The organism is Streptomyces sp. CG 926, from assembly GCF_003148825.1.
GTDB lineage: Bacteria > Actinomycetota > Actinomycetes > Streptomycetales > Streptomycetaceae > Streptomyces.
On the sequence record NZ_QGGZ01000014.1, the window covers coordinates 166,203 to 188,159 of the forward strand.

The 21,957-nt window shown below is 71.0% G+C and carries 23 protein-coding genes and 1 pseudogene; 15 read left to right on the forward strand and 9 right to left on the reverse strand.

Annotated features, from left to right (window positions below; genetic code table 11):
- Nucleotides 1-396 precede the first annotated feature (396 nt).
- Both BCL76_RS32165 and BCL76_RS32170 read left to right on the forward strand, forming a co-directional pair.
- Nucleotides 397-1,173 (forward strand): hypothetical protein, encoded by a 777-nt coding sequence (locus BCL76_RS32165; RefSeq protein ID WP_146228464.1) that lies wholly within the window; start codon nucleotides 397-399, stop codon nucleotides 1,171-1,173.
- Between the two features lie 81 nt (nucleotides 1,174-1,254).
- Entirely contained in the window at nucleotides 1,255-1,731 is a 477-nt protein-coding gene (locus BCL76_RS32170; RefSeq protein WP_109782876.1) for an SRPBCC domain-containing protein, read from the forward strand.
- A gap of 73 nt (nucleotides 1,732-1,804) precedes the next feature.
- Here BCL76_RS32170 and BCL76_RS32175 read toward each other — a convergent pair whose 3' ends face one another.
- The 3 genes from BCL76_RS32175 to BCL76_RS32185 all read right to left on the reverse strand — a co-directional run bounded on the left by BCL76_RS32175 (nucleotide 1,805) and on the right by BCL76_RS32185 (nucleotide 3,462).
- Nucleotides 1,805-2,125 carry a hypothetical protein gene (locus BCL76_RS32175; protein ID WP_109782877.1) on the reverse strand — a complete coding sequence of 107 codons (321 nt, stop codon included), beginning with the start codon at nucleotides 2,123-2,125 and terminating at the stop codon, nucleotides 1,805-1,807.
- Between the two features lie 66 nt (nucleotides 2,126-2,191).
- The gene (locus BCL76_RS32180; RefSeq protein ID WP_146228465.1) at nucleotides 2,192-2,665 is read right to left on the reverse strand and encodes a hypothetical protein; all 474 of its coding nucleotides are present in this window, start codon (nucleotides 2,663-2,665) and stop codon (nucleotides 2,192-2,194) included.
- Nucleotides 2,666-3,093: 428 nt separating this feature from the next.
- Nucleotides 3,094-3,462 carry a PRC-barrel domain-containing protein gene (locus BCL76_RS32185; RefSeq protein WP_109782879.1) on the reverse strand — a complete coding sequence of 123 codons (369 nt, stop codon included), beginning with the start codon at nucleotides 3,460-3,462 and terminating at the stop codon, nucleotides 3,094-3,096.
- Nucleotides 3,463-4,012: 550 nt separating this feature from the next.
- On the opposite strand from BCL76_RS32185, the gene BCL76_RS32190 reads away from it, so the two are divergent.
- The gene (locus BCL76_RS32190) at nucleotides 4,013-4,213 is read left to right on the forward strand and encodes a hypothetical protein (RefSeq protein ID WP_258310024.1); all 201 of its coding nucleotides are present in this window, start codon (nucleotides 4,013-4,015) and stop codon (nucleotides 4,211-4,213) included.
- 157 nt (nucleotides 4,214-4,370) lie between these two features.
- Here the strand turns inward: BCL76_RS32190 and BCL76_RS32195 are convergent, their stop codons facing one another.
- On the reverse strand, nucleotides 4,371-4,853 hold the full coding sequence (locus tag BCL76_RS32195) for a MarR family winged helix-turn-helix transcriptional regulator (RefSeq protein ID WP_258310033.1): 483 nt from the start codon (nucleotides 4,851-4,853) through the stop codon (nucleotides 4,371-4,373).
- 184 nt (nucleotides 4,854-5,037) lie between these two features.
- Between BCL76_RS32195 and BCL76_RS32200 the strand changes: the two genes are divergently transcribed.
- The 5 genes from BCL76_RS32200 (at nucleotide 5,038) to BCL76_RS32220 (ending at nucleotide 11,521) form a co-directional block, all read left to right on the forward strand.
- Complete coding sequence (locus tag BCL76_RS32200) at nucleotides 5,038-6,168, forward strand: NADH:flavin oxidoreductase (protein WP_109782880.1); 1,131 nt, start codon at nucleotides 5,038-5,040, stop codon at nucleotides 6,166-6,168.
- A gap of 351 nt (nucleotides 6,169-6,519) precedes the next feature.
- Complete coding sequence (locus BCL76_RS32205) at nucleotides 6,520-7,380, forward strand: hypothetical protein (RefSeq protein ID WP_109782881.1); 861 nt, start codon at nucleotides 6,520-6,522, stop codon at nucleotides 7,378-7,380.
- A 255-nt stretch (nucleotides 7,381-7,635) separates the two neighbouring features.
- Entirely contained in the window at nucleotides 7,636-7,875 is a 240-nt protein-coding gene (locus BCL76_RS32210) for a hypothetical protein (RefSeq protein ID WP_109782882.1), read from the forward strand.
- 191 nt (nucleotides 7,876-8,066) lie between these two features.
- Nucleotides 8,067-8,480 carry a hypothetical protein gene (locus tag BCL76_RS38660; RefSeq protein WP_146228466.1) on the forward strand — a complete coding sequence of 138 codons (414 nt, stop codon included), beginning with the start codon at nucleotides 8,067-8,069 and terminating at the stop codon, nucleotides 8,478-8,480.
- A gap of 362 nt (nucleotides 8,481-8,842) precedes the next feature.
- Nucleotides 8,843-11,521 (forward strand): ATP-binding protein, encoded by a 2,679-nt coding sequence (locus BCL76_RS32220; RefSeq protein WP_219933997.1) that lies wholly within the window; start codon nucleotides 8,843-8,845, stop codon nucleotides 11,519-11,521.
- Nucleotides 11,522-11,617: 96 nt separating this feature from the next.
- Here the strand turns inward: BCL76_RS32220 and BCL76_RS40415 are convergent, their stop codons facing one another.
- Complete coding sequence (locus tag BCL76_RS40415; protein WP_309136875.1) at nucleotides 11,618-13,150, reverse strand: dihydrofolate reductase family protein; 1,533 nt, start codon at nucleotides 13,148-13,150, stop codon at nucleotides 11,618-11,620.
- Nucleotides 13,151-13,604: 454 nt separating this feature from the next.
- Between BCL76_RS40415 and BCL76_RS32235 the strand changes: the two genes are divergently transcribed.
- The 5 genes from BCL76_RS32235 to BCL76_RS32255 all read left to right on the forward strand — a co-directional run bounded on the left by BCL76_RS32235 (nucleotide 13,605) and on the right by BCL76_RS32255 (nucleotide 17,825).
- Nucleotides 13,605-14,096, forward strand: a complete 492-nt coding sequence (locus BCL76_RS32235) for a DUF2975 domain-containing protein (RefSeq protein WP_109782884.1) — start codon at nucleotides 13,605-13,607, stop codon at nucleotides 14,094-14,096.
- Nucleotides 14,096-14,317, forward strand: a complete 222-nt coding sequence (locus tag BCL76_RS32240; RefSeq protein WP_109782885.1) for a helix-turn-helix domain-containing protein — start codon at nucleotides 14,096-14,098, stop codon at nucleotides 14,315-14,317. Before BCL76_RS32235 ends, BCL76_RS32240 begins: the two co-directional genes overlap by 1 nt.
- A gap of 902 nt (nucleotides 14,318-15,219) precedes the next feature.
- A complete protein-coding gene (locus BCL76_RS32245) occupies nucleotides 15,220-16,218 on the forward strand; it encodes a DUF4344 domain-containing metallopeptidase (protein WP_258310025.1) in 999 nt (332 codons plus the stop codon).
- A 280-nt stretch (nucleotides 16,219-16,498) separates the two neighbouring features.
- Complete coding sequence (locus BCL76_RS32250) at nucleotides 16,499-16,897, forward strand: hypothetical protein (RefSeq protein WP_146228467.1); 399 nt, start codon at nucleotides 16,499-16,501, stop codon at nucleotides 16,895-16,897.
- A 391-nt stretch (nucleotides 16,898-17,288) separates the two neighbouring features.
- A complete protein-coding gene (locus tag BCL76_RS32255) occupies nucleotides 17,289-17,825 on the forward strand; it encodes a hypothetical protein (RefSeq protein WP_109782887.1) in 537 nt (178 codons plus the stop codon).
- A gap of 252 nt (nucleotides 17,826-18,077) precedes the next feature.
- On the opposite strand, the pseudogene BCL76_RS32260 reads toward BCL76_RS32255, so the two are convergent.
- Nucleotides 18,078-18,545 (reverse strand): annotated as a pseudogene (locus BCL76_RS32260) (DoxX family protein); the annotation flags it as partial.
- 132 nt (nucleotides 18,546-18,677) lie between these two features.
- On the opposite strand from BCL76_RS32260, the gene BCL76_RS32265 reads away from it, so the two are divergent.
- Together BCL76_RS32265 and BCL76_RS32270 are read left to right on the forward strand one after the other, a co-directional pair.
- The gene (locus tag BCL76_RS32265) at nucleotides 18,678-19,025 is read left to right on the forward strand and encodes a GntR family transcriptional regulator (protein ID WP_109782889.1); all 348 of its coding nucleotides are present in this window, start codon (nucleotides 18,678-18,680) and stop codon (nucleotides 19,023-19,025) included.
- An 80-nt stretch (nucleotides 19,026-19,105) separates the two neighbouring features.
- Nucleotides 19,106-20,029, forward strand: a complete 924-nt coding sequence (locus BCL76_RS32270) for a DUF1648 domain-containing protein (RefSeq protein WP_109782890.1) — start codon at nucleotides 19,106-19,108, stop codon at nucleotides 20,027-20,029.
- Nucleotides 20,030-20,048: 19 nt separating this feature from the next.
- Here BCL76_RS32270 and BCL76_RS32275 read toward each other — a convergent pair whose 3' ends face one another.
- From BCL76_RS32275 to BCL76_RS32285, 3 genes are all read right to left on the reverse strand, one after another.
- Nucleotides 20,049-20,474: a contact-dependent growth inhibition system immunity protein gene (locus BCL76_RS32275; RefSeq protein WP_109782891.1), complete on the reverse strand. Its 426-nt coding sequence runs from the start codon at nucleotides 20,472-20,474 to the stop codon at nucleotides 20,049-20,051.
- A 188-nt stretch (nucleotides 20,475-20,662) separates the two neighbouring features.
- Nucleotides 20,663-21,220, reverse strand: a complete 558-nt coding sequence (locus BCL76_RS32280) for a hypothetical protein (RefSeq protein ID WP_258310026.1) — start codon at nucleotides 21,218-21,220, stop codon at nucleotides 20,663-20,665.
- 216 nt (nucleotides 21,221-21,436) lie between these two features.
- Entirely contained in the window at nucleotides 21,437-21,937 is a 501-nt protein-coding gene (locus tag BCL76_RS32285) for an SUKH-4 family immunity protein (protein ID WP_258310034.1), read from the reverse strand.
- Nucleotides 21,938-21,957: the final 20 nt, after the last annotated feature.

The following is a 21,957-nucleotide window of genomic DNA, read 5'->3' on the forward strand; positions in this document are numbered from 1 at the left end:
CGCGCGCCTGCAGGTGGTCGGCCCGCTGGAACCAGTGCGGGGTGTGCAGTGCGGGGCCCGGAGGACGGGCACGGCGTCGGCAGCGTCTTGGCCTCCGGGCAGCGCCAGACGCGCGCCTCCCACCGGTCGGTAAGTTCGGCCACGCGTTCGATCCCAGGCGACGGACCGCTCGCAGGAGAGGCCGAACACGAACACGTCGCCCCTCGACCGCTTCCCACCCATCGGAACGGCCCTCGGCACCCCGTTCCTCGGCGTCCTTCGCCACAGTGAGGCGCGGCTCTCCCTGCGATCCGCGGGCAGGTACGCAACCAACTGCCGAGGACACCCGCCGGGTTGGGCAATGGATCATGGCGCTTCTACCATGCCTTGATCATCATCGATTCGGGGGAGAGCACCATGAGTTCATACCGGCGTCCGCCCGCGCCCGTGCCCGGGCCCGCTTCCGGGACCGAGGAGCGCAGGCCCGGCTGGGTTCGGGTGGTGCGGGCGCCGTTCGTGCTCGCGGCGCGGATCCACCGGCCCACCCGGCCCGACCGGATCGTCGACGACGCGATCCGGCTCGCCCAGATCGCCCGTACCGCCATCGGCCTGCTGGCCGGACTCTGGTTGGTGCTGGCCTACCCGCTGCGCGAGGGGGCCGGCGGGGTCGTCGACGACAAGTTCACGGAAGTCCTGGTCAGCGCCGGACTCCTGCTCGTCATCGGCCCGCTCGGCCTCGCCGCCTTCGTGTTCTCCGCCCGGCCGCCGGGGCCGGTGTTCTACCGGGGCCGCTTGCGCGGTCCGGCGACCGCCATCGGGTCGCTCTTCGCCACCGTCCTGGTGATGTCCTTCGGCCTGCCGTACGCGAGCATGATCGGCCCGCTGGGGGCGCTCGCCGGGCTCTTCCTCTTCCCGTTCGCGCTCGCCTCCGCCGTGCTCTGCGTCCACCACGCCTTCCGCACCGCCGACGTCCACGAGGTGCTCCCGCCGCTGCTCTCGCCCGTGCTGGTCTGGTGCCTTTTCCTGGTCCAACTCTTCGACGACGCACCTGTTGACGCCCCGCTCGCCGTCCGCGTCCTCTTCCTGGTGGCGCCGCCGCTCTCGGTGACCGCGCTCTCCGTGTGGGAGCTGCGCCGGCTGCGTACGAGTTACGGCATCACGCTGCGGCGGGCCCTCGGCCGTGACAACGGATGACCGCGAGCTTGCGGACCGGCACGGCACGGCGCGGGGGAACGGCACAGGCCAGTAGGGCACGTGACCGCCTAGGATCGAACCATGGGCAGGACAGACCGCGCAGGCCGGGTGATCGCGGCACCACCGGCCGCCGTGTACGCGGCGCTCGTCGACCGTGAGTCCCTGGAGAACTGGCTACCGCCGGACGGAATGCGCGGGCGGATCGAACGCTGGGATCCCCGACCCGGGGGAGGCTTCCGGATGGTCCTGACCTACCTCGACGCCGCCGGCGCTCCCGGCAAGACCTCGGACGCCACGGACGTGGTCGACGTCGACTTCGCCGCTCTGACGCCGCCGGAACGCGTCGTACAGCGGGCCGTGTTCGAGTCCGACGACGCGGCGTACGCGGGCACCATGACCTTGGCCTGGCAGCTGACCGACGTCGCGGCCGGGACCGATGTGACCGTCACCGCGACGGACGTGCCGCCCGGCATCGACCAGGCGGTCCACGAGGCCGGGATCGCTTCGTCGCCGGCCAACCTGGCGGCGTACGTCGAGAGGCAGCGAGAGGCTCTGTAGTACGCCACGCCACTTCGGCGTTGTCGCCGCCGGACCGCCGGCAGTCGGGCCGTGGCGCAGCCGGCTTGCCCGCTCAGCCCCGTCGATCCTCGACGGTCCAGCCGTCACCGAGCTCGCGGCGCAACTCCCCCAGCGCCACGTCGGCTGCGCGTCGGAACGACTCCCACTGCTCCGCGGTCCAGGGCGAGGGGCCCGCCGGGTGGCCCCAGTCGAGTGAGGACTGGTAGAGGTCGGCGAGCCGCGTGAGTTCGGCCGCGGTGCAGGCGGTGACGGGCAGTCTCTCCGGCGCGCAGGGGTGTCCGTACGGGCTGTCGAGGGCGGGCGTGTGCGAGGGGCCGGGCCACAACGGCGTATCGACGCCGTACTCGAAGAAGTACCGCAGGTGAGATGACATACCGCAGCCTTTCACGACGCCGGGCACGCGAGCGGCCGACCGGAGGCTCCCGCTGCATCGGTCGGCTCAGGGCCGGGACATCAGGGCTACCAGAGCCGAGCGGGCCTCGGCCAGGCCCTCCTTCCAGGCAGCGCTGCGCAGTGTGGCCCGGTCCCAGGAGGTCACGGGTTCGGCGCCGCTCACGCAGTGCCCGTAGAGCATGTGGGCGATGTCCTCGGTGAGGAGGTGGTCGTAGTGGAACGACCCCTCGTAACCGGCCCAGGCCACGGCCCGCCCGTCGGCGCACAGGCGGCGCAGGACCTCGCGCGTATAGGAGTGCAGGTCGAGTGAGGGTGTGTGGAAGGTGAGGTCGTACGAGATGAGGCCGAGCGCAGCGATCTCCGGCGGTTGCTCCTCCAGCACGAAGGGGTACACCTGGTCAGGCACCAGTCCAGCGACGTCGAAGGCCTGCGACGGCAGCGGGTCGTTGCCTGCGCCGATGACGAACACGGTCACCATGGCGGGACCCGCCCAACACAGTTCCTCTTGCACGTCGTTCACGGGCACCCCCATCTGCTGCTTCACGGCTGCGAGTTCTTCGTCCGCCGGCGTCCACCGACCAACGCCTGGCTCCCCCGCGCCCTCAAGGATCGCCGCCATCGCGGCACCTTCGACCCGTGCCCCGTGCCCCAGGGCACGGAGCAGCCGTGCGCAGGAGCCCTGCTCGGGCAGACCGTAGGGGCGGGCCCGCAGCTGCTACGGCGGGCGACCGCCACGCCGGACCGGCCGACGATCGTAGGCGAACGTTCCAGCCGAGCGGTCAGTTCCGATCAAACCCGACCGCGCCGTTCTTCGTGCGCGACGCCGTCGCCCACGCGCCTACCCGAGCCGCTCGCGGCAGGGAACGGGGAAGGGGCCCGAACTCGTCGAGTTCGGGCCCCTTCCCGGATACCGGCCCGCACCCCGGGCCTGCGCCGGACCGTTCCGGTTCAGGCCGGGCGGCCGCCGAAGGGGGCGCCGGTGCCGTAGTACGTACCCAGGTCCTCGCGGTAGCCGGCGTCACCGAGGTGGTGGTCGCGATGGAACTCCGGGGCGTCCTTGATCTGGCCCTTCGTGCGGTCTACGTAGATCTTCCGCTCGGCGGCGTCGATACGGACCACGACGCTCGCCGGGAGCAGGACCTCCTTGCCGAAGATCCATACTCCCGTGTCCACCACCAGATAGGCGTCACCGACCTCGTCGGAGTGCCTGTCGACCTTGCCGACGGTCCCGTCGGTCGCCTCGACCTCGAAACCGGCCATATCGGTACCGACCAGATAGCCGGACGTCGACTTGAAACCCCACACATGCTCAGTCACGCGAAACAACTCCTCCGGTCGACCGTGGGCGGCGAATGCTTCCTCTCGACGCCCTTCCTTCACCTGGCCTCCCGCCTGCCCCGAGCCCGGAGCCTCATGCACGCGAGTTGGTGGGCTCGAAGCGCACCACGTGAACCGGCGCTTCTCGACGACCTCGCGCCGCGGAAATCCGCCGTCGTCCGGTGGCTCCGCCTCGTAGCAGCCCCTCGCCTGACCTTCGGCGGTCAGCGCGCGGTCCGGGCGACGTCCGCCGGCGTGCTTCTCGTCTTCGAAATCCCCACGGGGAAGACCCTGTCCTCAACGTCGTAGGACCTCCGCCGCACCGACACGACGAGCGCCCTTCCCGACCGGAGGTCATGGGCATGGCGGCCTACCTGTTCCTCTCCGGTGTTCCTCTCCGGGATCGAGCGGTCACCGCCGGGCGCGGCTCCACCCCCGCCTCGCGCGCCCGACGCGGAGCGACCATGCTGAGTAGAAGGGCGCCATCGCCCGGATATTGGTCCTCCCGAAGGCCGACGAAGGCGCCTGCGAGGAGGAGGAAGTCATGCGAATGCGAAGAATCCTGGGCCTCGCCCTGGCCGCGGCAACCCTTGCCGGCACGAGCGCCCTCGGCGCTGTCAGCGCGGAAGCCGCCTCGTCTCCGAACATCACCCGAGACGAATGCACGGCCGCGGGCGGACAGGTCACGGCACGTCCCTATGCCGCGTCGACCTGCACGCTGCCCGACGGGACCTCGCAGACGATCACTTGATCGCCCGGCGTACGAACGACCCCTCGGTTCGAACGGACAAGGACCCCGGCGGCCCCAGTGGCGCCGGGGCCTCTGACGTGCCGGCCCGCCGGCCCACACGCACCCGAAGACCGTCCACAGCTCGCCGGCGCCGCGAACCACCCGCAGGACGGGCGCTCTACGGGGCGGCGGGGGTCGCGGGTTCCTGCGGAACCGGCGGTCGGCATGCGGGGCGGGTGTCGTCTTCCTCCGTGCGCGGCCAGTACCGTCCTTCGAGGGCCTCGGCACTGCGGTTGAGCCGGACCAGGACGTCCTCCAGCTCCCGTACTTCCTCGGGGGACCAGTGGGCGACCACCCGCGCCAGGCAGGACTGATTCACCTCGCGGTCTCCGGCGAGCCGCCGCCCGCCTTCGACGGTGATGCGGAGCTTGCGGGCCATGCCGCCGTCCGGGTCCGCGACGCGCTCGGCCAGTCCGCAGCGCAGCAGCGCGGCCGTCTGGCGGTTCACGGTCGAGGTGTCGAGCCCGAAGGCCTCCGCCAACTGTCCTATGGACATGGGGCCTTGCGTGTCGATCCGACTGAGCAGCAGGTATGCCGACCGCTCCAGGCGTTCGGGGTCGCGTTCGCGCCGGGCAAGCACCTGGTGCCGCGAGAGCAGCATCAGCTCCCGCTCCAGTTTTTCCAGCACTACGCCTCCCGCTCCTTCCGACGGTCCATTATCGCCGACCCGTGGCCCGGTGGACCTCCGCCCGGATCGACGCGGCAATATGCATGATACATAGCATGTGTACTATGCATTTCTCGTTGCCACCCGACGAGCCACAGCTTCCACCCGGAGGACCCGCATGACCGTCACCACGTCCACCGCCTCCCGCGCGGCCGAGATCCTGTCCCGGCCCGTCACGTTGAACGGCCTGACCGTGCCCAATCGCATCGCGATGGCTCCGATGACGCGGATGTTCTCCCCCGGCGGTGTGCCCGGCGAGGACGTGCAGGCGTACTACGCCGGCCGGGCCGCCGCGGGCGTGGGCCTGATCGTCACCGAGGGCACCTACGTCGGCCACGATTCCGCAGGTCAGAGCGACCGGGTGCCGCGATTCCACGGCGAGGACCAGCTGGCGGGGTGGGCGAAGGTGGCCGCCGCCGTGCACGAGGCGGGCGGCACGATCGTGCCCCAGCTGTGGCACATAGGCATGGTGCGCAAGCACGGCGAGGCACCGTACGCCGACGCGCCCGCCGTCGGCCCCTCCGGCATCCGCGTCGACGGCACCGAGGGGACCGGCAAGGCGATGACCAGCGCCGACCTCGACGACGTCATCGGCGCGTTCGCCGACGCCGCCGCGGAGGCCGAGCGGATCGGCTTCGACGGCGTCGAACTGCACGGTGCCCACGGCTACCTGCTCGACCAGTTCCTGTGGGAGCGGACCAACCGCCGCACCGACGCGTACGGCGGCGACGCGGTGGCCCGTACGAAGTTCGCCGCGGAGATCGTGGCGGCGGTCCGCGAGCGCGTCGCGTCCGACTTCCCGGTGATCTTCCGCTACTCGCAGTGGAAGCAGGAGGCCTACGACGCCCGGCTCGCCGAGACGCCGGAGGAGCTGGAGGCGATCCTGGCCCCGCTGGCGGCGGCCGGCGTCGACGTCTTCCACGCCTCCACCCGGCGCTACTGGATCCCGGAGTTCGAGGGCTCGGACCTGAATCTGGCCGGCTGGACCAAGAAGCTCACCGGACGGCCGACCATCACCGTCGGCTCGGTCGGCCTGGACGGCGACTTCCTCCGCGCCTTCGCCGGCGAGGGTGCGGCGCTCGGCGACATCGACAACCTCCTGGACCGCATGGAGCGCGACGAGTTCGACATGGTCGCCGTCGGCCGGGCGCTGCTCCAGGACCCGCACTGGGCGGCGAAGGTCCTCGGCAACCGCTTCGACGAGTTGAAGCCGTACGACGCGGCGGCGCTGCGGTCGCTCAGCCGGTAGCCGGTAGTCGGCCGCCGGAATCCGCAGCCGCCCGGACGCCTGCCGGGCCCGAGGAACGCCCCGTGACATCGGTCCACCGAGGTCACGGGGCGTTCCCGCTCCGGTCGAGGATCGCAGCCTCTCCACACCACCCATCACCGAGCGGCGGAAAACCGTACATCTCGCGCTCCACCGGCCAGGGGCAGGTGCGGCCCGTAGGGCAACTGGCGCGGACATGGGCCGACCGGCGTGCGCAAGGGCCGTCTGTCGCGCACGGGGTGGCCGGCCGTGGTGGATCCGCCGCGCTGACCGGTGATGATTGATGCGTGCGGACCGGGCGGTAGCGCCTGGCGGGCTCTCTGGGGTGGGGCAGTGATCGAGGTCGGGCAGCACGGCGCGTTCAGCGTGAACAGTGTCGGCGTGGAGCGCAGTCCGTTCCCCTTGAGCTTCAGCGTCAGCGAGGCCGAGGGGCTGTGGCGGATGGTCGCCGGTGCGGCTCAGGCGAGCGAGCTGGTCGACTTGCTCGTGGACGTGGCGGGCGACGCGGTGGCCGTGGTGTCGCTGGAGACCAACTCCTACCTGGATGAGGACTGGCATCCGCTACAGCCCGGGCTGATCGCGGCCGAGCTCGGCGTGCCGTGCACGGTCCACCCCCTCGGATCCTGGGCGGCCGGCACGAACGGACTCGGCGAGGAGTTCCTGGTGCTGGACCGCGACCGCCTGCCCCGTCTCCTGGACGGCACCTGGTCGCCGTACGAGCTGACTCTGATCGACATGCCCGCCGATGCGACCGCGGAAGGGCTCGACGAGCTCGCCCTCGTGATCGGCACGACCGGCGTCGATGAGCCGGTCCTGAGCCGCCTCGGAGACTCCCGGGTCTGGTTCTCCGGCCACGACGACTGCTATGTGCTGCTGGAGACCCGCGACCCTGGCCTCCCGGCCGCGGTCCTGGCACGGTTGCTGACCCTGCTGGCAGGCTCCGTCCTCGCCGAACGCGCGGAGGAACCCTTCGCGCGGGTTCCCGAGCCCGGGCTCTGGCTACCCGAGCAGCTGATCACCACCGCACCCCACTGGATCGGAGCCCTGGGCAACGTCGCCGAGGATCTGGTCACCATCGCGCTGGCTGCCCTGCCGGACCGGTGGCGGCTCGGCGTCCCGTTCCCGCAGCAGGCCGATCTCACCGCGACGCTCGACGTACGCCACGGCACCTGGCAGATCACGTCCGCGGAGTGACACGAGGAGTAAGACTGAGGAGCCGCGCCGGCGACGGTGCCCGGTATCGGCGACGGCGGTTCGGGGCCAGAACCGGCCCTCGTGCTCCGCCTGGCCGGACACCGCGTGGCGCCGGACGTGTCTCACCGTGCTCAGCCACGAGCCGGTGGATCCGGACGACAAGGCGTACGTTCTCGGCTTCGTGGCACACAAGCTCAAACGGGGTGGCCCCTGCGTGACTCGCGCAGATATTCGAACACATGTTTCACTTGGTGGATGGAATCCTTCCGCTTCCCCGAGGACCTGGTCGCGCTCCAGGTCGCGTGGCTCGACACCTATACGGCGCTGGCTAGGGTGCCCGCGGGGACCGGCCGTACGCCGCTCCGGCGGCGCCTGATCATGCTGTCCTGCCGACTCCACGCGCACCCCTACTGGACGGCACCCGGCGGCTCGCGCGGCACCTGGGCCGAGTTGCGCCGACAGGCTCGCGCGCACAGGTGGGCGACTGCTGCGTGAATGCCCGACTCACCCTCCGGCTGTCCTGAGCCGGGAGGCGCGGGGGCCTGTCACGCGCCTGTGACAGTCGGCGGACAGCTTCATGAAGTCCCGGGGTCAGTCTTTTAACCAGAGAGCAAAACGGGACATACCGCCCCACAGTCTCTGGAACCGAGCCCCTCCCCCCACCACCTCGCACAGGAGTCACTCCCATGGTCCGCACCTCCCGGAAGCAGCGATACGCGATGCTCGCCGTCTCGGCCGCGATCGTCGGAGGTGGCACGCTGATCCCCACCAGCGCCTTCGCCGCCACCACCACCGCACCGACGACCCAGCACGCCGCCACCGGACAGGTCGACCACACCAAGAACGACCACCGGAACAACCAACGACACAACGACAAGGACAAGAAGAACCAGAAGCACCAGGGCAAGAAGAACAAGGTCCGCGACGTCGAGAACATGCCCGGCTGCAAGTTCTACCAGGGCAAGGTCTACTGCGAACACAAGCCCGAAAAGCCCGCCGCCAAGACCGACCCGGCGGCCCCGGACAGGGAGACGGGCAAGGCCCCCGCCCCTGCCCCTGCCCCTGCCCCTGCCCCTGCCCCGGCCCCGGCCCCGAAGTAGAACCCCCTCAGCACTCCGCGCTCGACCCCTCGCGCACGGTCACACACGCAGCCGAACAGCCCCTGCCGGACCCCCACCCCGGGACCGGTCAGGGGCCTCGGCTTCGTCGGGTGCTGTCAGACGGGCCTTCGCGTGGTGCGTCCGGCCGGACGTGGAGCTTCCCGCCCGCCGCCCCTCGTAGGGCAGCGCCGGAGCAGTCGCGAGGAGCAGCGCCGGCGGGCTACGTGCGGCACGGACCACCCGGACGCCGCCGGGCAGGCCCTGGTGTGGGTGGGGTGATGATCGTCGGGTTAGTCTCCGGAGTCTGTCGCGCGGCCCGTCGGGTCCCGGCGGGTGGTCGGTACGCGAGGGCGGAGTTGGTCGTGCGGGGGCGGTACGCGGAGCGGGAGCGGATCGAGCGGTTGCTCGCGGACGCCCGCCAGGGGACGAGTGGTGTCCTGCTGGTGCACGGAGAGGCGGGCATCGGGAAGACCGCACTGCTCGATCACGCGGCCGGACGCGCGGACGGCGCGCGGGTGTTGCGGGTCGAGGGCATCGAGTCGGAGATGGAGATGGCCTTCGGTGGCCTGCACCAGCTCTTCCTGCCGGTGATGGATCTGGTCGAGGCGTTGCCGGAGCCCCAAGCGGCCGCGCTACGGTCGGCGTTCGGCCTGAGCAGTGACGGCGTGCGCGATCGGTTCAGCGTCGGACTCGCGGTTCTCACCCTCCTGTCGGAGGCCGCGGCCGACGGCCCGCTGCTGTGCCTGGTCGACGATGCGCAGTGGCTCGACCAGCCGTCGGTGGACATGCTGACCTTCGCCGCGCGCCGGCTGCGCGCGGAGGGGGTGGTGATGATCTTCGCCGTCCGCGACGGAGCTCCCGGTGCCGCCGTGAAGGGGCTGCCCCACCTGCTGGTCGAGGGGCTGGACCGGGCGGACGCGGCCGAGTTGGTGCCGGGCCTGCCGCCGTACGTCGTGGACCGCCTCATCGAGGAGGCCCGGGGCAACCCCTTGGCCCTGATCGAGTTGTCGGCCGCGCTCACTCCCGCCCAACGTGCCGGCCGGCTGGGCCCGTCCGCGCTGCCCGAGGCGGCCGCCGGGCTGCCGGTCCGGCTCCAGGACGGGTTCCTGGAGCAGCTCCGGCGACTTCCCGAGGCCGCTCAGGTGGTGCTGCTGGTGGCCGCCGCCGACGACACGGGGAACCTCACCGTGGTGCTGCGTGCCGCGGGTCGGCTCGGCTCCGCGGTCGAGGACCTGGAGCCGGCCGAGCGCGCCGGGTTCCTGCTGCTCTCCGGGGAGGCGCTGCGCTTTCGGCACCCGCTGGTCCGGTACGCCGCCTACCAGGGCGCCCCGCTCGCCCGGCGGATCGCCGCGCACCGGGCCTTGGCCGAGGCGCTGGGTGAGGCCGGCCAGGCCCACCGGCGGGCCTGGCACCTGGCCGCCGCGTCGACGGGCCCGGACGAGGGCGTCGCCGAGGAGCTGGAACGGGTCGCCGAGTGGGCCGACAGTCGGCAGGCGATGGCCTCCGCGTCCGCCGCGTACGAACGTGCCGCCCAGCTCTCCGCGAATCCGCAGGTGCGGGCGCGGCGGCTGGTGTCGGCGGCGCAGCGGGCCGCGGATGCCGGACAGGACGAGCGGTGCGGAGCGCTGGCCGACCAGGTGCCGCTGCCGCTGGAGGATCCTGGTGTGGCGGCGAGCTTCACGCGCGCCCGGGCCGTGGTGGAGCTGGGCTACCGACGGCCGGGGACGGCGGCTCGGATCCTGGTCGACAGCGCGGATCTGACGGGCGTCGAGCGCCCCGACATGATGGTTTCGCTGCTGACCGACGCGGTCCACGCGGCGTTCTCCTCCGGGGACGCCGCCCTGATCGAGGAGATCGCGCTCCGCTCCCCCACCCTGCCGGTGCTGGCCGTACCGGCCGGGTTGTTCGGCGGTGACGTGCCCGGCGCGTTGGAGGCGGTCCGTACGCTCGTGGACACCCCGGCCAATGGGGTGATGGACCGCCTGATGACCGGGATCTACCTGCAGCTGACGGGTGATCACTCGGCGGCCCGGGAGGTCGCTGCCGGAGTCGTCGCGCACTGCCGCGACCAGGGCGTCAGCGGCTGGCTGCCCACCGCGCTGCACCTGCTGGTCCAGACGGAGCTGTCGCTGGGCCGGCATGACGAGGTGTCGGTGCGGGCCGTGGAGGCGCTCCAACTGGCCGAGTACTACGACCTGGCCCACCGAGCCGCCCACCTGCGTGCCGCCCTCGCGATGCCGGCCGCCGTCCGGGGCGAGGAGGAGCGGGTCCGTACGTTGACCGACGAGGCCCTCGAGTACACCCGCCCGCGCGGGGTCGGTCGCGGGACGGCGGACGCACTCTGGGCGCGGGGCGTGCTCGAACTCGGCCTGGGCCGGGCGGAAGCGGCTCTGGAGCAGTTGGAGACGGCCGGCAGGGAGGTGACCCACCCGCTGCTGTGCCTGCCCCTCCTGCCGGATCTGATCGAGGCCGCCGTACGGGCCGGTCGCCCGGAGCGGGCGTCGGACGCGGTCCGGTCGCTCGGGGAGTGGGCGACCGCGCTGGGGCGGGACGGGTTCGCCGCGGCGGCCCGTCGTTGCCAGGCCCTGACCGGACCGGACGGTGAGGCCGAGGAGCACTTCGTCGCGGCGCTGGCCCTGCACGAGGGCGGCGGCAGCGCGTACGAGCGGGCTCGTACGGCGCTGCTGTACGGGGAGTGGTTGCGCCGCCTGCGCCGCCATATCGACGCCCGGGACCAGTTGCGCGCCGCTCTCGACGGTTTCGAACGGCTGGGTGCCCGGCCCTGGGCCGACCGGGCCCGGACGGAACTCGGTGCCGCGGGTGGGGAGACCGGGCTGACAGCTCGCGAGGACGGGCCGATCAGTGTGCTGAGCCCGCAGGAGCGCGAGGTGGTACGGCTGGCGGCGGCCGGCGCCAGCAACCGGGAGATCGGCGCCCAGCTGTTCCTGAGCCCGCGCACGGTCGGGCACCACCTCTATCGCGCGTTCCCGAAGCTGGGGGTGACTTCCCGCACCGAACTCGCCGACCTTTTGGCGTCCTGAGGCGGTAGGCCGGACGAGGCGGAAGGCCGGACGAGGCGGTCGACCTCATGAGCTGGTCGGCCGCACGAATCGATCGACCTCATGACGCGGCCCGCCTCATGACGCGGAACTCGGCTCCGGCGCCGACCAGATCAGCCGGGTCTGGGCGGTCCGGTAGCCGGCTCGCGCGAAGGCGGCGGCCATCGGCGCGTTGTCGGTGTCGGTGGTGGCGGTGATCAGCTCGGCCCCCGCCTCCACCTGCACCCGGGTGATCTCGGCGAGTACGTCGTCGACGTAGCCCTGCCCGCGCAGCTCGGGGACGACGCCCAGGTAGCCGACGTTACGGTTGTACGGCGTCGCGGAGGGCAGGGCCAGCCCGGCGACCTGGCCGTCGGGGGTGCGGGCGATGCGCCACCACGACCGCTCTCCCGGGCAGCTGAGGTAGAAGTCCATCTCCTCGCGGGCGGTGGCCTCCGCACCCATGGCCACCAGGTTCCGACGGGTTTCCCCGTCCAGGCTGCCCACCGCGATCCGTCGGAAGACGTCGAGGAACTCCTCGTCCGTGCCCTCGGTGAAGACGAGTCGCCCACGGGAGGCGGGGAGCCCGGCCTCGGGTGTCCATTCCAGGCGCAGCCGCTCGACCACATCGGTCAGTCCGGCCGCCAGCGCGGCATCCCGCCGCCAGTCGGCGGCCGCGGCCGTGGCCGGGTCCTCGCGCCAGCCGTTCGGCAGGGTCAGGTTGTAGAGCGGGGGCTTGGTCGCGCCCTGCTCGGCGAAGGCTCGCAGGCCGGCGCTGATCAGCTCGGCGCCGAGGGCCGCGCGGTCGGAGACCGAGGGGTCGACGTACAGGCAGTCCAGCGCCACGGGGTGCTCGCTGGTCGCCTGGCCCCACCACAGGGCGCGGGCCACCACCCGGCCGTCCCGCTCGGCGATCCAGGTCCACTCCGGGCGGTACATGCCCTCCTGGAGTTCCTCGAGGTACCGGTCGGCGGGGATCCAGCCGACAGGTTCGTCGACCGTCACGGCGGTGACGCGGTCGAGGTCGGCCTCGGTGGTGGGGCGGAGCAGTGTCGGGATGTTCGTCTCCTTCGCATAGGTGGTGATGGCGGCGCCGGTGTTGAAGACCCGGGAGTCGGTGACCTTGAAGCCGTCCGGGCGGAACGGGGCGTCGAAGAGCGGTATGCCCGAGCCGATGACGACCGGGTGGCGCTTGATGATCAGTTCGTCGATCTCCTCCAGCAGCTGCCCGGCGAGGTTCGCCCCGCCGCAGAGCCAGATGCCCGCCCCGTCCTGCTTCTTGAGGTCGCGGACGAAGGCCATCGGGTCGGTCGCGAGGACCTCGACGGCGGGGTCGAGCTGGGTCAGGGTGCGGGAGAAGACGTACTGCTTCAGGTGCGGGTAGGGGCTGGTGACACCGGTCGCGAGACCGGTCTCGTAGGTGGCTCGGCCCATCAGGACCGTGTCGAACCGCTGGTTGGCGACCCCGTCCAGGCCCAGAGGCCCCCGCGCCTGGGCGGGGATCGTCTCGGGGTACTCCGCCAGCAGCGCGGCGGCGAGGTCGCCCTCGAAGGGGAAGAAGTCGAACTGGCCGTCGGGGCCCGCGATGAATCCGTCCAGGGTGGTACCGACGTAGTAGGTGAGCTTGCGCACACGTCCTGCTTTCGTTGCTGATTGCTTGATGTCTTGGTGCTTGGCCTCTTGGTGCTTGGCCTCTTGGTGACGTCACTGACGCTATGGCGTACGCACTGCGGCAGGCATCAGTCATCGCGACGTAACGTGGACGGCCGCCGAGGTGTAGAGGACGGTCGGCGTCGCCGCGTCCGCGTCCCGAAGGCCCATCGCCGGCCATCCGGCCTGCCGGATGGAGACGCCGCTCGCGCGGCCCGTCGCCGCTGCTCCCGTCGCACCCGGTCGACGAAGCTCAGCCCCGCCGTTCTGAGAGCGGCGCTGCTGTTCCCGGTCCTCCGTGTCGCACCGGCCGCAGTGCGGCCATGCGCGACGTCACATCGCGGTGCGAAAGGCGCTGCGCTTCATCCGTTCCAACACTTGCCACACCTATCGAAAATCGATAGATTCCGATTGTAAATCGATGGAAGGGTGGGTCATGGGAAAGCTGGCAGTGCATGCGTTGCGTGCCGTGCTCGCGGTGGTGCTCGCCGGCACCGTGTGCGTGCAGGTGGGAATGGTGTGGACGTTGATCAGCGGGAACGACCCGGAGGACGGGTCCGTGCCGCTGACCCCGCTGCGGGTGATCGTGGCCCTGGGCATGGTGGCGGCTCAGGCCGCCCTGGTCTGCGTATGGCGGCTGGTGACGATGGTGCGACGCGGGACCGTCTTCTCCCACACCGCGTTCCGGTACGTGGACGTGGTGATCGGCGCGATCGTGGCGGCCGCCCTCCTCTGGTTCGTGGTCACGGCCATCAACGCGCCGGGCCAGCGGGAGGATCCGGGCGTCACCGTCATCATGGGTGGCATCGGCTTGGCCATCCTGGGCGTCGCGCTCATCGTGCTCGTGCTACGGATGCTGCTCGCACAGGCCGTCGCGCGTGACAGCGAAGCCACCCGGATGCAGGCCGAGTTGGACGAGGTCATCTGATGCCGATCGCCGTCGACATCGACGTGATGCTGGCCAGGCGGAAGATGTCCGTGGGCGAGCTCGCGGACCGCGTGGGCATCACCCCCGCCAACCTGGCCGTACTCAAGAACGGCCGCGCCAAGGCGGTGCGCTTCGCGACGCTCGCCGCGCTGTGCGAGGTGCTCGCGTGCCAGCCGGGCGACCTGCTGCGCTGGGAGGACGAAGAGACCTCGGACGGGTGACGCACCCCTGGGCGGACGTGCAACCGCGTGGCCCCACCGGCCCCCACCACGGCACGTCCGCCCCGCCGGGCCGGCGCGTGTTGCTTTCGGATCTTGGCGTCCGGGCCCGGGCTTCCGGTGAGGTGTCTCTCCCCAGCCCGCGAGGTGCGGTGTCAGGCCCGGCACCGCACCTGCCGGCATTCTCCGAGCTCCCCGGTAGCGTCCCTCCCGCACCAGGGAACCCTTCCGCCTTGCGCTGCACTGCACTGGACCGCACGGACCCGGACGTCAAGATCCGGAAGAGGCGGCCGAGCAGCGTCTCCTCCCTCCTCGATCCTCGGGGAACCACCAGGATCGACCCTGCGGGAGATTCAGAGCCCACATGCAAGAAGGGGCAGGCGCAGCCCACGGCACCGGCGGGGTGGAACCGGCACCCGCGCAGCCACTCCGCTTCACGCACGCCCACGTGGGCAGTGCCGCCACGGCGGCAAGGGCCAAGGCCCGAGCCGGGCCGGCCCGGCTGCGATATGCGCGTGCGCGACCGTCTCACCGTCCCAGGGGCCCGCCGGTTCCGCGGCGTACGCGAGAAGGACAAGGTGGCCGGTCGCCAAGGTACGCACGCTCCGGCGTGCCTCTGCCGAGTGGCGGTTCTCGGGCGCCGCCGGGTCATGGTCCGCGGCTCCGTCACCACGCCCCGCGCTCCCCACGTGGTCCGCCGGGTCGTCATCGGACAACTGACCGCATTCCCGCACGTACCGACTGGACCGTAGGGGCTGCCCTCGTAGCCTGCCGCGAGCTCCCACGCCCGTCGCGCCGGCGCCACAGGCGTCCTTCGGGGTCCCTCGAACGGGCGGCTCGGCGGGCAGTCGCCGCCCGACGGTCGGAGGATCGGTACGGGAACACGCGACGGGAGCCGATCGAGGATGCCGAACACCGCCACCGCCGGTAGCAGTAAGACAGCTCGCGTCGTCCTGTCCGGCATGCTGGCCTTGGCCGGGGCCGTCGTGACCGGGTGCGGCGGTGAGACCCACAACACCGGACAGGGGCCCGGAACAGGGCCTCGCCCCCAGGCGGCCCGCTCCAGCAAGGTCACCGTCGTCTACGAGACGGGAACCGTCGAACCGGAGGACCGGGAGGCCGTGACACTCATCCGGGACTCCCGCGTACTGGAACGCTCGGCCGACTGGGTGAACAGATCACTCACCCTCCCTCACGACATGGTCGTGAAGGTCACCGCAGACGTGCCGCCCGGTGTCACCGACGCCGTGACCCAGGCCGACGGCAGGACGATCTACATCCCGCCGTCGTTCCTGACCGAGATCGAGAAGGCCCTTGCCGACGTCGTGAAGACCGTCGAACGGCCCGCCCCGTTCCCCGCGTCCGAGTACAACACCGACGACCTGACCGTACTGTCGACGGAGTTCATCTTCGGCCATGAGATGGGCCACGCCCTGCAACGCCAGCTCCTCCTGGCCAACCTCGGCCTCGAAGAGGACGCGGCCGACGGCTACGCGTCCTTCTACACCGTCAACGAGGTCGGGCCGGGCCCGTCGCTGGCCGCCGCGATCCTCTTCGACGAGATCGCCCGCAAGGAAGGCGTGCCAACGCTGGAGAAATTGTCGAGCGACCACCCCATCACCCAGCAGCGCGCCTACAACTTCCTGTGCTACCTGGAGGGCAGCGACCCTAAGAAGTACCAGCAGTCCCTGGTCGACAGCGGTTATCTCCCCAAGACCCGCGCCCCCCTCTGCCCGCAGGCGTGGGCGATGCTGGACTACGGCTGGTGGACCCAACTCCAACCCCACTTCAGTGCGTCGTTCAAGGCCCAGGGCGACGAGGAACAGAAGAAGGCGCACGCGCGGCTGCTCACGGAGACGAAGGCGCTGGCAGAGCGGATCGACGAGATCCGCAAGAGTCAGTGAGCGGCTCCCCGGCGCCGCCGCGTACCGGGTGCGCAGGCGGCCGTACATCCCACAGCGACAAGGCGGCCAGTGCGGCCGGCCCGTAAGCAGGCGGGGGCTCGGCGACCGGCCGCGCGGTGTCGACATGTGGGGGCGGCTGCGCCGATGACGTTCGGGGCGACGGGTGTGTTACGTTCCGCCCATCAGGAGCCGACGGCGCTTGCTGCGCCGCACGTACGCCGCGTCCTCGCAGAGCGGGAGTGCGCTCCGCCGCCCCCGCCCTTCGACGACGAGTAGCGCCATGTCCATCGAGCTCGACATCCCGGAGTTCCCCTACGAGGAACCCCCCAGGGGGATCACCTGCGGGCAGGAGCCATGGAACGGCGTCCTCTTGATGGTGGATCGAATACCTTTCAGAACCGGTGACGAGGTGACCTTCCACGTCACCGTGCACAGCGACGGCAGCGGCCAGATCGTGGCCGCGCAGACCCAGGGTGTCGTGAGCATCAGCGCTGACACCACCTCGGTCGGCTGGACCATCCCGTGGGCCGGCGTCCTGGATACGGTCTCCCAGGGTTCCATCAGCGCCTTCTACACCCTCGCTCCGGCCGACGGCAGCGCACCGTCGACCTCACAAGAGGCCATCGTCCTGTACTCCCGTCAACGCCCCGACGGCACAGTCTGCGGTCCGGACAACTGAGCCGCGCCGGGCGAGCCCTCGCCCGACGGTGGTCGACGACGAGTCCGGACCGAGGCGCGTGTACATCTGCATCTGCAACGGGTGTGCGGCGCGGCGTCGAGCCGCCGGAGTCAAAAGGCGCATCGCGCAGGCGACTTCGGGCGAGATGGTCGACGTCACCGGGGTCGGGGGTTCCAACGGCACGGCCCTACAGTCCTGTACGGCGCACCCGAAGAAGCGTCAGGTCCGGTTCGCGCCCAAGTCACCTCAGCCCAAACCGGGATGGTCATCGCGCGGCGCGACACGCGGGACAGGTTGTGGACGGATGGATCACGTCACTCCCGTCCGCTGTTAGGGTGTCATGCGCCCATCAAGTCGGGCTCTCACATACTGACATTTCAACGGGGTTTACGTGAAGCTTCGCCATGTTCGCGCGGTAGCCGTCTTCGGTATCGCAATCTTCGCACTCACCGGAGCCCGTGGCTCCCACGGCGGCAGCTGCGGGGGCAGCAGCCACAGTTCCGGCTCGGGTTCCAGTGGTTCCAGCAACTCCACCGGCGGCAGCCAAGGCAGCGACAGCACGAGCGGCAGCACCGGCTCCACCACGGGCAGCAGCACGGGCAGCCCCTCGGTCACCGGTGGATCCGGCAACAAGGCCGAGCGTGACATCAAGATCGACGCATGCAAGATGGACGCGTCGGGCAAGAACCTCGTCGCCAAGATCACCGTCACCAACAGCGGCTCGGTGGACTACACGTACAACATCAGCATGAAGTTCCGCGGGAGCGCCACCTCGGCGGCGACCCCCGCCACGGCCAAGGTCTCCGCCCTCACGGTCAAGGCGGGTGCGTCCAAGCCGGCCGAAGCCACCGCGCCGTACACCGGCAAGGGCGACGGCAGCGAGTACAAGGAATGCGTCGTCGACAACGCGTCGAAGAGTGCCCTCTGAATCACCCCCTGATCACGCGTAGCCCCCTCTCCAGAACCGGTGGAGCGGGGGCTCCGTCGTTTTCGGACGCGGACGGCCCGGTGCGTACAGCGGTGCGGATGGCGATGCGGATACCGGTGCGGCCTCCGGTGCAGATCACGGACTGACCCGGGCCCGCGCCCGAGCCCGGCTCCGCCCACGCCGGGCAGCCGCGCGGGGTCCGACAGGCGTCAGGGTCGGGCCGGAGTCGGCGGGTGCCCGGGTGGCGAAGCCCCGCCGCCGATGGAGCAGCGCATCGAGGGACAGGGCCGGCGCGCCGGCCAGGATCAGCGGGGTCCAGGCCAACAGGTAGATCACGTCCGCGCCGAAGTAGTACGGGGTGGTCGACCAACTCATGGTCAGCCACAGGCTGAGCGAGATCAGCGCACCACCGAGGGCGGCGATCCGGGTCAGCAGGCCGGCCAGGGCGCCCAGGCCGACGGCCAGCTCGCCGAGGGCGATCGCCATACCGAAGGCGACGGGCCTGGTCAGGGAGACGTCGATCAGCGCGGGTATGCCCGCGGCGTCCCGCACCGCTTCCATCTGCTCACCGATCGAGCCGTCGCCGGTGGCGGCCAGGAATGCCGGATCGGTCAGCTTGTCCAGACCGGCGTAGACGAAGGTGACGCCGAGGAAGAGGCGCAGCGGCAGGAGGGCGTACTCGGAGGCTCTCGCGCGGAGCCCTGCGGAAGGCGTGTTCATGCCCCTCACACGAGAGCTCGCGCCATCCGGTTCGACCGCCAGGACCCCTTCCTCTTCTGCGCCGTCGATCCTGGCGCCACCGGACATCACCGGGTACCGGATGAACAATATGGTGCTAGTGTCATTATCACCATGTTGCTGAGGTTGAACATCGCGGACAGCCGCCCCCTGCACGAGCAGGTGGCCGGATCCATTCGGCGCGCGATCGCCGAGGGGGAATGCGGGCCGGGTGACCGACTGCCCTCCGCACGGGAGTTGTCGCAGGTGCTGGGCGTCAATGCCAACACCGTCCTACGGGGGCTGCGCGCGCTGCGTGACGAGGGGCTGCTGGAGTTCCGGCGCGGCCGCGGGGTGACCGTGGCCGGCGGGGCGGACGGGCGGTCGGCGTTGCTCGAGCGGGTGCGGGAACTGGTGGCCGACGGGGCGCGCCTGGGCTACAGCAGGGCCGATCTCATAGAGATGATCAGGGAGGCGCAATGAGCGGGCGTAAGGATCGCGGGGCTCACGGGGACCGTGGACCAAGTGGCTTAACGGGGCCGGGCAAGGGGGCCACGTGGGGGATGGCCGCCTGGGCGGCCGGGGTCCTCGCACTCCTCGTGGTGGTGCCGCTGGCGGCACCCAAGGGGTTCGACGACCGGCTGGCGACGCACTGGAACGCCTTCGGGGAGCCCAACGGTTCGCTTCCGCTCTGGGCGGTCGTGATGGTACCGGTCGGGGTCTGGATCGCGCTCGTGGTCAGTGCAGTGTTCTGGCGGGCGGCGCGCCGGTGGCGGGGGGCCGTGTTGGTGTCGTGCGGGGTGCTGCTGGCCGGGGAGCAGGTCTCGATCGTGCGGGCGAACCTCCATCACGCGGACTGGCGGGACGCGGACTCGGTGACCGTCTGGGCCGTGGTGACGGTGGTCGCGTCGGGCGCGGCCGGGCTGGTGGGAATACTGCTGAGCGCTCGACCCGTCTCCCCCGCCTCGCCCGGACAGGGCCCGAGGATGGACATTCCCGCGGGTGAGCGCCGCGTGTGGCTCGCCTGTACGGAAAACCCCTGGCTGTACGCCCTCTCGGCCGTGGCCGGGGTGGCCGCGCTGGCCGCGCTGCTCGTCGGGCTCGGCGGGCTCGGCGGCCTGACGAAGCCGATGTGGCTGCTGATCGTGCTGTTCCTCTTCGTCTCGGTGGCGGTACTGGCCTGCTCCGCGGTGCGGGTACGGGTCGCCGAGCGCGGTATGGACGTGGCGTTCGGGCCTCTCGGATGGCCGGTGCGGCACTGGGACGCGGCGGACATCGAGTGGGCGCGGACCGAGAACCGGACACCGGCGCAGGTCGGCGGCTGGGGCTACCGGCTCAGCGGGTTGGGTACGACGGTGATGCTGCGGAGCGGCGAATGCCTGGTCATCCGGGCCAAGGGCAAGAACTTCGCGGTCAGCGTGGACGACGCGGAGCGGGGCGCGGCCCTGCTGAACTCCCTCGCCGAGACGCGCACCGAGCAGCCCTGAATCCGGCCGTTCAGCCCCTTCACCCCGTCTGCCCTGTCTGCCCTGTCCACCCTCTCCACCCTTTCGGTGCACAGGCCCTGAGCTCGGCCCGGTCCTGTTCCGACAGGTTCGCGACGAGGGCCGCCACCTCCTCCCGAAGGTCAGGGAAAAGCGCCCAGGCGCCCTCGGGCCTGGCCAGGACGGCGAGCAGCAGATCCCCGGGGTAGAAGTAGGCATCCAGCATGGGGTCTTCGACGAGCGCGCGCACCGCGAGGGGCAACACGTAGAGAAGGCCGACGTCTTGGCCGATCAGCGTGCGCAGGTCGGCCGGGGTCAGGTCGCCGAGGCGCACCCGGCACAGGGCGTGGACCTTCGCGACCAGGGCGGTGGTGGGCGAGGGCGGCGGTGGCCAGGCAGGTCCGTCGAGTTCGTCGAGGGTGCGGTCGAGGTGCAGCAGCCGGGTCATGGACCGATTCTCACGGCTCGGTCGGGCGGACGGGGTGGGGTCGACCTCACCCATCCGCCCGACCGCCCGACCGCCCGGCCGCCCACTCGCCCGCCCGCCTCGACGGCCTGTGCCGGGCCGGGGGTTCACTCCGGTCCGGACCGGAGTGAACCCGAGGGAAGTGGAGCGGTCGGGAGTGGGCCTGCGGTTCAGTGGAACAGCATGGACGCGTCACCGGCCGGGGTCGTGACCGATCCCGGGCACAGGAAGCTGCCCGAGGTCTTGGCGGCCGTGAAGGCCCGGTTGACGTACTTCCCGCTCGTCGTGTTGCGGTCCCACACGATGCCGGTCGCCTTGTAGCGACAGGAGATGAAGCTCTGCCTGCCGGTGATGTCGATCAGATCGGTCCGGGCCGTGCCGGCGGCCTCGTCGAAGGTGAACGCGGGGTTGTTGTTGAGCGTGGCGGCGATGCCGCCACCGCAGGCCAGGTTGCCGCCCGGTGCGTTGATCGTCGTGCGATCGACCGTGAGGGCGTTGGGGGGAACGGCGCTGGTGCTCGCGTTGGTCCAGCTGCAGCTGTTGCCGGCGACCACCATCACGCCGTCGACCTTCTGGTCGACGGCCGAGGCGCCGGCGCTGTGCGCGAGGGCGGTGCCGGTGCCGGTGAATGCCGCCGCGACGACCAGCGTCGCCATACCGGCGAGGCGTGAGATGCGGGGGATGCGGGGGATGCGGGGGATGCGGATGCCGTGCGTGATGTGCCTCATGGTTCGCTCCTCCATGCCACGTACTGGTGGGGGTGGGCGAGGCGTAGGGGCCTCACAGAGTGTGCGGAGTGCGTGCCGGGAGAGTCCCACAGGCGCCTCGAAGTGTCAGGACAGTGTCAGGGCCATGCCAAGAAATGGCTGAAAACACCGACACTCCGCCCCGGACCGGCCCGCTGTGACTCCGTCCGTGACCGCCGAGCCCTCGCCTCCTCGTCCCTACTCGCCCTCCGGGACCAGAACCCCGAGCTCGACTTCCTCGAAGACGCGTGACCACCAGGCTTCTTCGTCCTCGAAAACGCTCGGATCGCTCCGCCGGGCCTGCTCGATCACGTCCTCGATGTAGTGCTCGTAGCCGTCGTCCTCGTCGCTCTTTCCGGAGTGGACGAACGCCTCCCATACGGCCACGACCTGTTGCAGGGCCACGACCGAGGTGTTGACCGGCGAATACCGCCGGTCCCCGGCGTCATCATGACCGTGGACCATCCAGACCTCGCCGCTGTCGATCAGCAGCCAGTAGGTGTTGCTCCTGTCCTCGAACGCACCGAGGAACGCGGCCTTGCCCACGGGAAGTTCGCGGACTTCCAGCTCCCGAGCCGGGTCGCGCACGAACATGCGATGGCAGTCGTCCGGCAGCCCTCGCCCGCTCAGCTCGGACACCACCGCGTCACCCGCACCCAGGCGTACGAGAGCACCCGCTTCGAACGGCGACCACACCACCTTCGGCAACCGACACCCCC